This window comes from Mesorhizobium sp. LSHC412B00 (genome assembly GCF_000503035.1).
Classification (GTDB): domain Bacteria; phylum Pseudomonadota; class Alphaproteobacteria; order Rhizobiales; family Rhizobiaceae; genus Mesorhizobium.
Genome location: NZ_AYWB01000006.1, coordinates 105,634 through 118,643 on the forward strand (window position 1 = coordinate 105,634; position 13,010 = coordinate 118,643).

Below are 13,010 nucleotides of genomic sequence, written 5' to 3' on the forward strand. Positions count from 1 at the left end.
TAGAGATGTCAGGCTTCGCCGGCCAGGCGCGCTGAAATCAGCCGCGCCGCCTGGATCACCGCTTCGCCCTGGCTGGCTGCCATGCTGTCATCGGCGCGTGACACAGGCGAGGCCACCGCGAGCGCACCGAGAGGACGCCCATCGGAGCCGAGGATTGCCGCGGCTATGCTGTGCACGCCTTCTTCATAGCCTTGGGAGCTCGAGGAATAGCCGCGCTTGGCGGCAAGCCGGATCGCCTTCATCAGCCTTTCGGGCTGCGTCACCGTGTGTGGCGTGAAGGTCGGCAACGGCTTGTCGACATAGGCCTCGGCCGCTTCCCGAGGCGAAGCGGCGAGAAAGGCGATGCCGGAGGCGGTGCCGTGCAAGGGCAGCACCTGGCCGACATCGACATTGACCCGGTTGGCCTTTGCCGAGAGCTCGACATGGACCGTCAGCAGTGCGCCGGCGCTGAATTCCGACAGATGCACCGTCTCGCCGGTTTCCAGCGCCAGCTCGCGAACCACAGGTGCTGCCACGCGCACGAAGGGAAAATGCGCGTCGCGAAAGCGGGCCAGCCGCGACAGGCCGGCGCCGAGCCGGTAGCGGCGGCTTGCCGGCTCTTGTTCGATCAGGCGGTGGTCGGCCAGCGCCATCAGCAGGCGCCGCGCCGTTGCCTTGTCGAGGCCGGTTTTGCGGGCGAGCTCGGACAGGCCGATCTCCGGTTCGCCGAGCGTGAACTGCTCCAACAGCGATATCGCTTTGCCGACTGTGCTCATCGTGCATCCTCAAGATACTTCGCATGGGACGGAAGCCAATCCACCTTGCAGTCCGCTCATAGCACGTAAATTGGTGGTTCAAATAACGAACCGTTTGGAAGCGACAAAAAACACCAGCAAGTTTCGCGGCGACATCAATCTCGATGCGCCGCGCCGTGCGGGGTGATGCTGCGCGGCAACACCTATCAACAGGTGGATCAACTCGGCGGCGCCGTGCCTGGCCGGCGTGTCGGCCCAAACGCCTGATCCTGGCCGGCGCGGAAGCTTCAACTCTGCCCCAGCTGCGCGCGGCGCCAGGCGGCGGGCGCCTGGCCAACCCGCTCCCGGAAGAAGCGTGAGAAATAGGCCGGATCTTCGAAGCCGATTTCGTAGGCGATGTCCTCGACGGTGCGCACGGTGAACAGCAGCAACCGCTTGGCCTCCAGCAACCGTCGCTCGCCCATGAGCCGCTTGACGCCGCTGCCAAGCACCGTATGGGCGGCCTTGTCGAGAAGATGCGGTGTCGTGGCCAGCGCCCCGACGTAGCGGTCGACGGGCCAGTTGTCGCGGAAATGCGCATCGACCAGACGGCGCAAGCCGCGCGCCAATGCAGCATCGGAAGAACCGGTGGCATCCATTACCTCGGGACCAAGGCGCGCGATGTGCGAGAGCGCGACGGCGATCAGCGCCGGCAGGGTCTTGTCACTGCCGGCCTGCGCCTCGGCATATTCGGCGGCGATCATCTCCAGCACCGCCGCCAGCCTTTTCCACGCGACGTGCTGAGGAAGGCTATCGGCAAAGACCGGCCGGTCCAATGGCAGCAGGCTGTGAGCGGCTATTGCCGCAAGCGCATCATCGGCGACCGAAACGACGATGGCGTCGGTGCCGGGCCCGATCGAGAAGCCATGCACGATGGTGCTCGGCACGAAGCTGACGGCCGGTGCCGAAAAGTCCCAGGATTGGTCTTCGATGCGGTAGGTGCCGGATCCGCTGGTCCAGTAGGTGATCTGGCCCATTTGCGGATGCTTGTGCGCGGCAACCTGGCCGAGATGAATGTTGCTGCGCGCAAGCACCGTCTCGACATGCAGGAAGCCGACATCAAGCGGCCGCACCGGCTCGCCATAGACAAAGAAATCAGGAATGGAATTGAGGCTCATGGCGCCGGAAAAAGTCCAATCGGTTTTGCCGTTACGTCCTAACCGATCCTTGCCAGGAGCGCTAGAGTTGATGCCATAAGTGGAGGAACATCATGCGATCGGAAGACTTTCGTGCCGACAATGGGCGCCCGTTCACCGGGGCCGAGTATCTGGAGAGCTTGCGCGACGGCCGCGAGGTCTACATCAACGGCGAGCGCATCGCCGATGTCACCACCCATCCGGCGATGCGCAATTCGGCGCGGTCGCTGGCGCGCCTCTATGATGCGCTGCACGATCCCAAGCGGCAGGGCACGCTGACCTCGCCTACCGATACCGGTTCGGGCGGCTACACCCACAAATATTTCCGCGTCGCCAAATCCTCCGGCGAACTCGCGGCCCAGCAGACCGCGATCGCCGAGTGGTCACGCATGTCCTATGGCTGGATGGGCCGCACGCCCGATTACAAGGCGGCACTGATGAACACGCTCGGCGCCAATGCCGACTGGTACGGCCCGTTCAAGGACAATGCGCTCGCCTGGCACAAGCGTGCGCAGGAAGCCGTGCTGTTCATGAACCACGCCATCGTCAACCCGCCGATCGACCGCCACAAGCCGGCCGAACAGGTGAAGGATGTCTTCGTCCACATCACCAAGGAGACCGACGCCGGCATCTATGTCTCCGGCGCCAAGGTGGTGGCGACGTCCTCGGCGCTGACCCACTACAATTTCCTGGCGCAGAGTTCGGCGACGGTCACCGAAGATCCGTCGCTGTCGGTCATGTTCATCGTGCCGATGAATGCGCCGGGGGTAAAGATGTTCTGCCGCGTCTCCTATGAGCAGACGGCCAACACGGCGGCGGCTCCGTTCGACTATCCGTTGTCGTCGCGCTTCGACGAGAACGATGCCATCCTGGTGCTCGACAATGTCTTCATCCCCTGGGAGGACGTGCTGGTGCTGCGCGAGGCGCAGAAAATCCTGTCCTTCCATCCGGCTTCGGGCTTCATGCATGGCTATTGCTTCCAGGGCTGCACACGCTTTGCCGTCAAGCTCGACTTCCTCGCCGGCCTGCTGGCAAAGGCGCTGCGCGCCACCGGCGGCGATGCCTTCCGCGGCAACCAGGCGGCGCTGGGCGAGGTCATCGCGCTCAGGCACATGTTCTGGAGCTTTTCCAACGCCATGGCCTGCAATCCGATCCCCTGGGCGAATGGCGCTGTCCTGCCCAACCTGGAAGCAGCCCTTGCCTACCGGACTTTCATGTCGGAAGCCTATCCGCGCGTCATCGACACGGTGCGCCGGGTGATCGCCTCCGGCTTGATCTACCTGCCGTCATCGGTGCGCGACTTCAACAATCCCGAGATCGACAAATACCTCGCGCAGTATGTGCGCGGTTCCAACGACATGGGCCATGTCGAGCGCATCAAGATCATGAAACTGTTGTGGGACGCGACCGGCACCGAGTTCGGCGGCCGCCACGCGCTCTACGAACTCAACTATGCCGGTGCGCCGGAAGAGGTGCGGCTGCAGGTGCTGAAGGGCGCCGAACGCGGCGGCCGGCTGAAGGCCATGGAAGAACTGGTCGATACCTGCATGGCCGACTATGACGAGAATGGCTGGACGGGAGATACCTGGCTCAATCCGCTCGCTTCATCGGCGGGGTGATGTCAGATGGCCACGCAGATTTCGAAGGCCGATTTCCGCGACGCCATGGCAAGGGTCTGCGCGCCGGTCAACATCGTCACGACAGATGGCCCGGCCGGGCGCGGCGGCTTCACCGCCACCGCCATGTGCAGTGTGTCGGACGAACCTCCGACACTGCTGGTGTGCATGAACGGCCGCTCGACGCAGGCGGCCATGTTTCTCGCCAACCGGCGCTTCTGCGTCAACGTGCTGACGCATGACCATATGCACCTGGCCGGCAAGTTCGCCGGCGCGACCAGGGACATGGAGGCACGCTATTCGGCGGCGCGCTGGCAAACGCTGACCTCGGGGACGCCAGCGCTGTCCGATGCGATCGTCAATTTCGATTGCGAGATCGAGGATGTGCACATCGTCGGCACGCATAATGTCATGATCGGCCGCGTTATCGACGTCAGGCACGGCAGCGGCGGCTCGGCCTTGCTCTATGTCGACCGCAATTACACGCAGCCGACGCGGCTTGGCAGCTTTGGCGGCTGAGCCGCAGCAATCAGCTCTCGCCGGCGATCAGGCTCTCCAGCAGATCGAGCAATTGCTCGAGCCTCTCATGTCCGAAGCGCTGTTCGATGTCGCGGTAGATGACGAGGCGTTCCGGCGACAAGGCATCGATCAGGGCGGAACCCGCCGGGGCGATCGTCAGCACGACACGGCGGCCATCGCCTTCCGCCTTGTTGCGGGTGATGAATTTTCGGCCCTCGAGCGTCTTGATGATGCGTGTCAGGCTGGGCGGCAGCACCGAAGCGCGATCGGCAAGTTCCGTCGCCTCGACAGCGCCGGCCTCGCTCAGAACGCGCAGCACGCGCCATTGCTGTTCGGTCACATCATGCGCCGCCAGCATTGGACGAAACCGCGCCATCACCACTTCGCGGGCATGGAGCAGCGCCATCGGCAGAGAACGACGGGTGTTTTCAGGCAGCAAGAAGCAGCGTCCCCAATGATGCGGGCGGTCGGCGGGACCGCACGCCAAAACTTGACCTTTCCATCCCGTATCGTCGCCTCAACTTGGATGCAAGGCTTGACTTCAGTGATGCTGCATGTAATTAACGCGTTAACTACAGCAGTGGAACAATACGGGGAGCGAGACGCGGTGCCTCACTTTTCCATCGAGTATTCGGCCAACCTCGATGCCAAGGTCGACATGAGCGAATTGTGCGCGCTGGTGTTGCGCACCGTGCTCGGCACCGGGCTGTTTGAAACCGGCGCGGTGCGGGTGCGGGCCTTCCGCGCGGAGGCCTATGCGATCGCCGACAGCTTACCGGAAAACGCCTTTCTCGACATGTCGTTTCGCATTGGAACCGGCCGCAGTGCCGAGGACAAGAGACGAACCGGGGAGGCGGTCTTCTCCGCCGTGAGCGAATACCTCGCCCCCCTGTTCGAGACCCCGCATTTCGCTCTTTCCCTGGAGATCAGGGAAATCGATCCGGTCCTGAGCTGGAAGAAAAATGCAATCCACCCGCGACTGCGCGGCAAGTGACGGAAGCTGATATGTCCGACCTCGAAGGCAATCTGAAAAAGGCCGAGGCCTATCTGGCCCGTTTCAAGCGCGACGGCGTGCTGAACCAGATCGGCGGCGAAGCGGTGCCGGCGGTGGATGGCTCGACCTTCGAGGCCATGTCGCCGGTCGATCTCAAGCCGCTGGCCAAGGTCGCGCGTGGCAGCGCCGCCGATATCGACCGCGCCGCCAAGGCGGCAAAGGCGGCGTTCCCGGCCTGGGCCGCCATGCCGGGCGACGGGCGCAAGAAGCTGCTGCACAAGATAGCCGATGCGATCGAAGCGCGCGCCGAGGAGATCGCCTTCGTCGAGTGCATGGACACCGGCCAGGCGCTGAAATTCATGGCCAAGGCCGCGCTGCGCGGCGCCGAGAATTTCCGCTTCTTCGCCGACCGCGCGCCGGAAGCGCGCGACGGCGAGACGCTGCGCACGACAGGCCAGGTCAACATCACCACGCGCGTGCCGATCGGCCCGGTCGGCATCATCACGCCGTGGAACACGCCGTTCATGCTGTCGACATGGAAGATCGCGCCGGCGCTGGCGGCAGGCTGCACCGTCGTCCACAAGCCGGCCGAATTTTCGCCGCTGACCGCTCGCCTGCTGGTCGAGATCGCGAAGGAGGCCGGCCTGCCGAAAGGCGTGTGGAACCTGGTCAACGGCCTCGGCGAGCACGCCGGCAAGGCGCTGACCGAGCACCCTGACATCAAGGCGATCGGTTTTGTCGGTGAGAGCCGCACCGGCTCGATGATCATGAAACAAGGCGCCGATACGCTGAAGCGCGTGCATTTCGAACTGGGCGGGAAGAACCCGGTGATCGTCTTCGCCGACGCCGATCTCGAACGTGCGGCGGATGCGGCCGTGTTCATGATCTACTCGCTCAACGGCGAACGCTGCACCTCATCGTCGCGGCTTCTGGTCGAAGCCTCGGTCTACGACACATTCACGGATCTGGTTGCGGAGAAGGCAAAGCGCATCAAGGTTGGCCATCCGCTCGATCCCAAAACGGTGGTTGGTCCGCTGATCCATCCGGTGCACGAGGAAAAGGTGCTTTCCTATATCGAGATCGGCAAATCGGAAGGCGCGGTGGTAGCCGCCGGCGGCGGCAAGTTCGCCGGTCCGGGCGGTGGCTGCTATGTCAGCCCGACGCTGTTTACCGGCGCCACCAACAGGATGCGCATTGCCCAGGAAGAGATTTTCGGGCCGGTGCTGACCGCCATTTCCTTCAAGGACGAGGCCGAAGCGCTGGCGCTGGCCAACGACACCCAATACGGCCTGACCGGCTATCTCTGGACGTCGGATGTTACCCGCGCCTTCCGCTTCACCGATGCGCTGGACGCCGGCATGATCTGGGTCAATTCGGAGAATGTGCGGCATTTGCCGACGCCGTTCGGCGGCGTCAAGAATTCCGGCATCGGCCGCGACGGCGGCGACCATTCCTTCGATTTCTACATGGAGACGAAGAACATCGCCTTCGCCACTTCAGCGCACACGATCCAGAAACTCGGCGGCTGACCGGAGGACATCGCATGCCACTGCCCAAACCAAACCTCTATCCCGCCTTCAACATCGTGCGCCTCAGCCATGTCGAACTGGCGGCCACCGACCTTGCGAAATCCCGCGCCTTCTATGTCGACACGCTCGGCCTGCAGGTTACCGACGAGACATCGGACGCCATCTATCTAAGGGCCCTGGAAGAGCGCGGACACCACTGCATCGTGCTGAAGAGGGCCGGCAGCGCCGAAGCACGCGATCTCGGCTTCAAGGTTTTCTCGGATGAGGATCTCGACAAGGCCGAGCACTTCTTCAAGGCAAAAGGCCTGCCGGTCGAGTGGGTCGAGCGACCGTACCAGTCGCGCACCTTCCGCACCCGCGACCCGCACGGCATTCCGCTCGAGTTCTTTGCCCAAATGGAAAGGCTGCCGCCGATTCATCAGAAATATGCGCTCTACAAGGGCGTGAAGCCGCTGCGCATCGACCACTTCAACTGCTTCTCGCCCAATGTCGACGAGTCCGTCGCCTTCTACAACGAGCTTGGCTTCCGCGTCACCGAATACACCGAGGATGCCAGTAGCGGAAAGCTGTGGGCGGCCTGGACGCACCGCAAGGGCGGCGTCCACGACATCGCCTTCACCAACGGTGTGGGTCCGCGCCTGCATCACGTCGCCTTCTGGGTGCCGACACCGCTCAACATCATCGACCTGCTCGATCTGATGGCGACGACGGGTTACCTCGCAAATATCGAGCGCGGCCCCGGCCGGCATGGCATTTCCAACGCCTTCTTCCTCTATGTCAGAGACCCGGACAATCACCGCATCGAGATCTACTGCTCGGACTACCAGACGGTCGATCCGGATCTGGAGCCGATCAAGTGGGACCTCAAGGACCCGCAGCGCCAGACGCTGTGGGGCGCGCCGGCGCCGAAAAGCTGGTTCGAGGAGGGCAGCACCTTTGCCGGCGCGGCCGCACGCCAACCGGATTTGACGGCGTCGCCGATCATCGCACCGTGACCACAGACGCGAACCTGACGGAGACCGGGATGACTGCACCTGGGCGGCTCGCCACCTTCACCGTCGGCGGCAAGACGCGCTATGGCGCGGTCACAGATAAGGGCGTCGTCGACCTGTCGGCGCGGCACAGCCAGTGGCCGACGCTGCGCGAAGTGATCGAGGCCGGCGTGCTACGGCGGCTGGCGGAAGAGGCCGAAGCCTACGCCGTCGATTTTCCAGTCGGCGCCATCGCTTATGAAATCCCTCTGCCGTCGCCGGAAAAGATCATCTGCGTCGGCGTCAACTACCCGGACCGCAACGAAGAGTACAAGGACGGCCAGGCCGCGCCTTCCAACCCGTCGCTGTTCATCCGCTTCCCCCGCTCCTTCGTCGGCCACGACGCGCCGCTGGTGCGGCCGCCGGAATCGCCGCAGCTGGACTATGAGGGCGAGATCGTCATCGTCATCGGCAAGGGTGGACGACGCATCGCCGAGAGGGATGCGCTTGACCATATCGCGGCACTATCCCTGTGCAACGAAGGCACCATTCGCGATTGGGTACGGCACGCCAAGTTCAACGTCACGCAGGGCAAGAATTTCGACCGCACCGGCTCGCTCGGTCCGTGGCTGGTGCCGTTCACCGACGAGGCGGAGATTGCCGACATCGCGCTGACCACCCGCGTCAATGGCGAATTGCGCCAGCAGGACCGCACCAGCCGGATGATCTTCTCGTTCCGCAAGATCATCGCCTATGTCTCCACCTTCACCACGCTGGTGCCAGGCGATATCATCGTCACCGGTACGCCGACCGGCGCCGGCGCCCGCTTCGACCCGCCGATCTGGCTGAAGCCGGGCGACGTGATCGAAGTCGAAGCCGACGGCATCGGCGTGCTCCGCAACGGCGTCGTCGACGAGGCAGCATCGTGACCCCCGAGCAAGTTGAAGATGCCGCGGCAAGGCTGTTCGAAGCCGAGCGTTCGCGCCGCCAGATCCGTCTGCTCAGCCTCGATTTTCCCGACGCGACGATGGAGGATGCCTATCGCGTCCAGGCAGCGCTGGTGAAACGCAAGACCGATGCCGGGCTGACCCCGAAGGGCTGGAAGATCGGCCTGACATCGAAGGCGATGCAATATGCGCTCGCCATCGACACGCCGGATTCGGGCGTGCTGTTCGACGACATGTTCTTCAACGACGGCGCGACGATACCCGTCGGCCGCTTCATCCAGCCGCGCGTCGAGGCCGAGATAGCCTTCGTCATGAAGGCGCCGCTGAGGGGCCCAGGCGTGACCATCTTCGACGTGCTCAACGCCACCGATTATATCACGCCGGCGCTCGAAATCCTCGACACGCGCATCGAACGCGTCAATGCCGAGACAAAGAAGGCGCGCACTTTCTTCGATACGATTTCCGACAACGCCGCCAATGCCGGCATTGTCATCGGCGGCCGGCCGCAACGACCCGATGAAGCCGATATGCGCTGGATCGGCGCCATCGTCTCGCGCAATGCGGAGGTCGAGGAGACCGGGCTTGGCGCCGGCGTGCTCAACCATCCGGCGATGGGCATTGCCTGGCTGGCGGACAGGCTCGCCCGCTACGGCATGTCCATCGCGGCCGGCGAGGTGGTGCTGTCCGGATCGTTCGTGCGCCCGGTCGAGGCGCGGCCCGGCGATACCATCGTCGCCGACTTCGGCAGCTCGGGAACGGTCAGCATCCATTTCGCCAAGAGCTGACGGCTCTCATCGGCTCGTCAGTTGGGCTGTTCGCCGCGCAGGTAGTCAATCACCACATCGGCTGCGATGGTCGACATCCGCAAGCCGACATCCCTGGTGATGTCGCCTTCGACGCGGCTTTGCACCCAGCCAAGAAACGCGAAGGCACGCAAGGCGGCGAATAGAGGCAATGCGGCGATGTCCTGCGGGGTCAGCGCACGCTCTTGCTGGTAGCCGTCAAGCAAAGCGGTCTCGATCAGCGGGTAGATCGCCTCCTCGCGGTTCTGGTAGAGGGCGACGGCAAGGTCGTACATGTGCCAGCCATGGCCGCAATCGTCGAAATCGATGATGCGCACCGCGCTGTCATGGATGAGCACATTTTCGCGCACCAGATCGGCGTGGATGATGCCGAAATTGCGCGCGCTGCGCTCATGTTCCGACAGCGCCTTCACTGCCTTCTCGCGCGCCTGCAAGACCAGCGCGCGGCGAGGACCATCGAGAAAGGGCGAGGTCTCGAACCGGCCCCAGACCGGGTTCGCACCGAAGAAGCCGTCGAAGTCCCATGCATGGCGGGCGAAGCCCGCGGGCGGCGCCCACGAGGCAGTGACATTGTGCATATGGGCGATGGTCCGCCCGATCGCCGTGAAGATCTGGATCGACTGGTCGGCCGTGTAGACCAGTGGCACGCCGCGTGCGCCCACGGCGCGGCCCTCCAGCCAGCTCAGGCAATCGGCCTGCCGGGGCTGCGCCGAGGTGGCCGTGCTGACAAGTACGAACGGATCGCCGGCCTGTGTTGCGACGCAAGACGGCGTGGCGACGCCGGCGGATTGCAGGAAGCCCATCCATTGCAGTTCCGAACGCAGCGCGGCGTCCGTGTGGTAGCCGAGCCGGTGGATGCGCATGGCTGCCGGCTGGCCATCCGGCAGCCGCACGCGGAAGACGGCGTTCTCGCGGTGCTTCAGAAGTTCCGGCTCAAAATTGCGGACGCCCCAATGTTCGAGCGCACGCCTGGCAAGCTCCGTGACATCGGCGGCCGTTTCGGGCTCGGATTGGGTGGAAACAGAATTCACGCCGGCACTCCGCCGACTTCGCCCAGCACCTCGTCCAGCAGGCCGATCAGGAAGTCGGCATTGTCACGCGAGAACGGCATGGGCGGGCGGATCTTGAGCACATTGCCGTGGATGCCGGTCTTGCCCATCAGCACGCCGCGATGGCGCATGCGATTGGCGACCTGCTCGGCAATGTCGGGCGCCGGTTCGCGCGTGTCGCGGTCGTGGACCAGCTCGGCGCCGAAGAACAGTCCGGCCCCCCTGACCTCGCCGATGCACTCATGCCGATCGGCCAGCGGGCGCAGCAGGCCAAGCGCATAGGCGCCGACGTCTTGCGCGTTGGCGACAAGGTTTTCCTGTTCGATGACGTCGAGGACGGCATTGGCGACTGCGCAGGAGACCGGGTTGCCGCCAAAGGTGTTGAAGTAGCGGAAAGCGTCGCGGAAGGTCGCCAGTATCTCCTTGGTGGTGACCACGGCCGCGATCGGATGGCCATTGCCCATCGGCTTGCCCATGGTGACGATGTCGGGGACGAAGCCGGCGCGCTGATGGCCCCAGAAATGGCTGCCGGTGCGGCCGAAGCCGGGCTGCACTTCGTCGGCGATGACCAGACCACCGGCTTCGCGCACGGCCCCCAAGGCGTCGTCGAAAAATCCGGTGGGCAGAGCCGGGAAACCTTCATTGGCGAGCAGCGGACACAAGATGATGCCAGACAGGCCAATGCCATCCTGTGCCAGCGAGGCGATCGCTTGACGCACGGCGTCGCCAAAGGCCTTGCCATCGGCCATCGCATCGGGATGGCGATAGCTGTCGGGGGCCGGCACCAGCCTGACATGGGGGGCGCGGCCGCGGATCGGAGGCATGCGCGTGCTGAGCTGCGAAACCGCCGCCGTGTTGCCATGATAGGTGGCGTCGGTGGCGATGATGCCCATATTGCCGGAGGCGGCCTGCGCCATGCGCAGCGCTATGTCGTTGGCCTCGCTGCCGGTACAGGTCAGGATTGCGGTGGCGAGGCTTGCATCGAAGGTCGCCGTCAGCCGCTCGACATAGTCGAGAATTGCGGTATGCAGATAGCGGGTGTGGGTGTTGAGCAGGCTTGCCTGACGGCACAAGGCCTCGACCACATGCGGGTGGCAATGGCCGACATGGGCGACGTTGTTGTAGGCATCGAGATACTTGCGGCCGTCGGCATCGTAGAGCCAGACGCCTTCGCCGCGCACCAGGTGCACGGGCTCGTCGTAGAACAATTGCGATTTCGCGCCGAGCAGGCGGGCACGCCGCTTGACGAGCGCTTCCTCGCTCGGGTTCTTCTCAGATTGGGTCATTGCGTACCAAACTCCATTGCGTCAGCGGGTCCATCAGGCCCTCGACAGACCTGCATCGATGGCCTCGCCGATCTTTGCCACGTCGGCGGCGCCGATGATCAGCGGCGGCGACAGGATGATGTTGTTGCCGGACACGCGCAGCATGACGCCGGCGTCATAAGTGGCTTCCGAAACCACGGCCATGGTCTTCTTGTCCACCGGCTTTTTCGTCGTGCGATCGGAGACCAGCTCTAGCGCAGCCATCAGGCCCTTGTACCTGATGTCGCCGACGATCGCGTGCTTGGCTTTTAGCCCCTCCAGCGTCGCCGCCAGCTCGATGCCGCGCGCGGCTGCATTCTCGTCCAGGCGAAGCCGTTTGGTCTCGGCAAGTGCAGCCAGCCCTGCCGCGCAGCCGACAGGATGGCCGGAATAGGTATAGCCATGACCGATCGCCCCGAAGCTGGTCTTGTCGGCCTCGAAGACGTCGGCGACCTTGGCGCCGATCAAGGTGGCGCCGAGCGGGAAATAGCCCGAGGTGATCGCCTTGGCGATGGTCATGAAATCCGGCTTCACGCCGGATAGCCGCGAACCCGACCAGGCGCCGGTGCGACCGAAGCCCGTGACCACCTCGTCGGCGATCAGCAGGATTTCGTGGCGGTCGCATATCTCGCGGACCAGCGGCATGAAGCTGTCATGCGGAACGATGACGCCGCCGGCGCCGAGAACCGGCTCCATGATGAAGGCGGCAATGGTGTCGCCGCCCTGGAAGGCGATCTCGTCCTCCAGCGCTTTGGCGCACAGTTTGGCCAGCCGCGCCGGATCGGTCTCGTCGAACGGATTGCGGAAGGTCCAGGGTGCGGGAATGTGGAAGACGCCGGGCATAAGCGGCTCATAGTTGCGGCGGAAATTGGCGTTGCCGTTGACCGACGCGCCGCCGAAATGTGTGCCGTGATAGCCCTTCTTCAGGGCAAGGAATTTTGTCCGGTCGCCCTGGCCGCGGATCTTCCAGTGTTGGCGGGCGAGCCGCAGTGCGGTTTCGACCGAATCCGAGCCGCCCGAGGTGAAGAAGGTCCGCACCATGCCTTCCGGTTCGAACCATTCGCTGAGTTCGTAAGCGAGCTCGATCGACGGGCCGGTCGACGTGCCGCGAAACCCGGAATAGTAGGGCAGGGCGCTGAGCTGGTCGGCGATGGCCTTCTTGATGGGGTCGCAGGAGTAGCCGAGATTGACGTTCCACAGGCCGCCAACCGCATCGAGCACGGTGTTGCCGTCGATGTCGGTGACCATCACGCCTTCGCCTTTCATGATCACCTTTGGCGGGTTGGCCCGCATCTCGGCCGGGTGTGCCATCGGATGCCAGATCGGCTTGGCGTTTTTCTCGGTGAGGAAATTGATGTCGCGCATCGCA

At 64.1% G+C, this 13,010-nt stretch carries 13 protein-coding genes; 7 read left to right on the forward strand and 6 right to left on the reverse strand.

What is annotated here, in order from left to right; translation table 11 throughout:
• Positions 1-8: 8 nt before the first annotated feature.
• Positions 9-755, reverse strand: coding sequence for an IclR family transcriptional regulator (locus tag X757_RS151415; protein ID WP_023667822.1), 747 nt, complete (start codon positions 753-755; stop codon positions 9-11).
• Positions 756-1,021: 266 nt separating this feature from the next.
• Positions 1,022-1,891 carry a helix-turn-helix domain-containing protein gene (locus tag X757_RS151410; RefSeq protein ID WP_023667823.1) on the reverse strand — a complete coding sequence of 290 codons (870 nt, stop codon included), beginning with the start codon at positions 1,889-1,891 and terminating at the stop codon, positions 1,022-1,024.
• 92 nt (positions 1,892-1,983) lie between these two features.
• On the opposite strand from X757_RS151410, the gene X757_RS151405 reads away from it, so the two are divergent.
• Together X757_RS151405 and X757_RS151400 are read left to right on the forward strand one after the other, a co-directional pair.
• A complete protein-coding gene (locus tag X757_RS151405; RefSeq protein ID WP_023726262.1) occupies positions 1,984-3,528 on the forward strand; it encodes a 4-hydroxyphenylacetate 3-hydroxylase N-terminal domain-containing protein in 1,545 nt (514 codons plus the stop codon).
• Between the two features lie 6 nt (positions 3,529-3,534).
• Positions 3,535-4,044, forward strand: a complete 510-nt coding sequence (locus tag X757_RS151400) for a flavin reductase (protein ID WP_023667825.1) — start codon at positions 3,535-3,537, stop codon at positions 4,042-4,044.
• Positions 4,045-4,054: 10 nt separating this feature from the next.
• On the opposite strand, the gene hpaR is transcribed toward X757_RS151400, so the two are convergent.
• The gene (hpaR, locus tag X757_RS151395; protein WP_023667826.1) at positions 4,055-4,450 is read right to left on the reverse strand and encodes a homoprotocatechuate degradation operon regulator HpaR; all 396 of its coding nucleotides are present in this window, start codon (positions 4,448-4,450) and stop codon (positions 4,055-4,057) included.
• Positions 4,451-4,651: 201 nt separating this feature from the next.
• Here hpaR and X757_RS151390 point away from each other — a divergent pair, with 201 nt between their 5' ends.
• Genes X757_RS151390 through hpaH form a run of 5 tightly spaced genes read left to right on the forward strand, consistent with a single transcriptional unit; the run spans position 4,652 to position 9,270 of the window.
• Entirely contained in the window at positions 4,652-5,038 is a 387-nt protein-coding gene (locus X757_RS151390; RefSeq protein ID WP_023695203.1) for a 5-carboxymethyl-2-hydroxymuconate Delta-isomerase, read from the forward strand.
• A gap of 11 nt (positions 5,039-5,049) precedes the next feature.
• Positions 5,050-6,567: a 5-carboxymethyl-2-hydroxymuconate semialdehyde dehydrogenase gene (gene hpaE / locus X757_RS151385; protein ID WP_023704724.1), complete on the forward strand. Its 1,518-nt coding sequence runs from the start codon at positions 5,050-5,052 to the stop codon at positions 6,565-6,567.
• Positions 6,568-6,581: 14 nt separating this feature from the next.
• The gene (gene hpaD, locus X757_RS151380; RefSeq protein ID WP_023704725.1) at positions 6,582-7,562 is read left to right on the forward strand and encodes a 3,4-dihydroxyphenylacetate 2,3-dioxygenase; all 981 of its coding nucleotides are present in this window, start codon (positions 6,582-6,584) and stop codon (positions 7,560-7,562) included.
• 29 nt (positions 7,563-7,591) lie between these two features.
• The gene (locus tag X757_RS151375; protein ID WP_023726263.1) at positions 7,592-8,467 is read left to right on the forward strand and encodes a fumarylacetoacetate hydrolase family protein; all 876 of its coding nucleotides are present in this window, start codon (positions 7,592-7,594) and stop codon (positions 8,465-8,467) included.
• Positions 8,461-9,270 (forward strand): 2-oxo-hept-4-ene-1,7-dioate hydratase, encoded by an 810-nt coding sequence (hpaH, locus tag X757_RS151370; RefSeq protein ID WP_023710038.1) that lies wholly within the window; start codon positions 8,461-8,463, stop codon positions 9,268-9,270. The genes X757_RS151375 and hpaH overlap by 7 nt, the downstream gene beginning before the upstream one ends.
• Before the next feature lie 17 nt (positions 9,271-9,287).
• On the opposite strand, the gene X757_RS151365 is transcribed toward hpaH, so the two are convergent.
• From X757_RS151365 to X757_RS151355, 3 genes are read right to left on the reverse strand one after another with little or no spacing between them, the layout of a single operon-like run.
• Positions 9,288-10,319 (reverse strand): phosphotransferase enzyme family protein, encoded by a 1,032-nt coding sequence (locus X757_RS151365; protein ID WP_023726264.1) that lies wholly within the window; start codon positions 10,317-10,319, stop codon positions 9,288-9,290.
• Positions 10,316-11,623, reverse strand: coding sequence for an aminotransferase class III-fold pyridoxal phosphate-dependent enzyme (locus X757_RS151360; protein ID WP_023726265.1), 1,308 nt, complete (start codon positions 11,621-11,623; stop codon positions 10,316-10,318). Before X757_RS151360 ends, X757_RS151365 begins: the two co-directional genes overlap by 4 nt.
• 33 nt (positions 11,624-11,656) lie before the next feature.
• On the reverse strand, positions 11,657-13,006 hold the full coding sequence (locus tag X757_RS151355) for an aminotransferase class III-fold pyridoxal phosphate-dependent enzyme (protein WP_023726266.1): 1,350 nt from the start codon (positions 13,004-13,006) through the stop codon (positions 11,657-11,659).
• Positions 13,007-13,010: the final 4 nt, after the last annotated feature.

What these genes read in the sequence shown, in the direction of transcription:
- X757_RS151400 (WP_023667825.1), top strand. Translation starts at nt 3,535, where the DNA reads ATGGCCACGCAGATTTCGAAGGCCGATTTCCGCGACGCCATGGCAAGG.
- hpaE (WP_023704724.1), top strand. Translation starts at nt 5,050, where the DNA reads ATGTCCGACCTCGAAGGCAATCTGAAAAAGGCCGAGGCCTATCTGGCC.
- X757_RS151415 (WP_023667822.1), bottom strand. Translation starts at nt 755, where the DNA reads ATGAGCACAGTCGGCAAAGCGATATCGCTGTTGGAGCAGTTCACGCTC.
- X757_RS151410 (WP_023667823.1), bottom strand. Translation starts at nt 1,891, where the DNA reads ATGAGCCTCAATTCCATTCCTGATTTCTTTGTCTATGGCGAGCCGGTG.
- hpaD (WP_023704725.1), top strand. Translation starts at nt 6,582, where the DNA reads ATGCCACTGCCCAAACCAAACCTCTATCCCGCCTTCAACATCGTGCGC.
- X757_RS151375 (WP_023726263.1), top strand. Translation starts at nt 7,592, where the DNA reads ATGACTGCACCTGGGCGGCTCGCCACCTTCACCGTCGGCGGCAAGACG.
- X757_RS151355 (WP_023726266.1), bottom strand. Translation starts at nt 13,006, where the DNA reads ATGCGCGACATCAATTTCCTCACCGAGAAAAACGCCAAGCCGATCTGG.
- X757_RS151360 (WP_023726265.1), bottom strand. Translation starts at nt 11,623, where the DNA reads ATGACCCAATCTGAGAAGAACCCGAGCGAGGAAGCGCTCGTCAAGCGG.
- X757_RS151405 (WP_023726262.1), top strand. Translation starts at nt 1,984, where the DNA reads ATGCGATCGGAAGACTTTCGTGCCGACAATGGGCGCCCGTTCACCGGG.
- hpaR (WP_023667826.1), bottom strand. Translation starts at nt 4,450, where the DNA reads ATGGCGCTGCTCCATGCCCGCGAAGTGGTGATGGCGCGGTTTCGTCCA.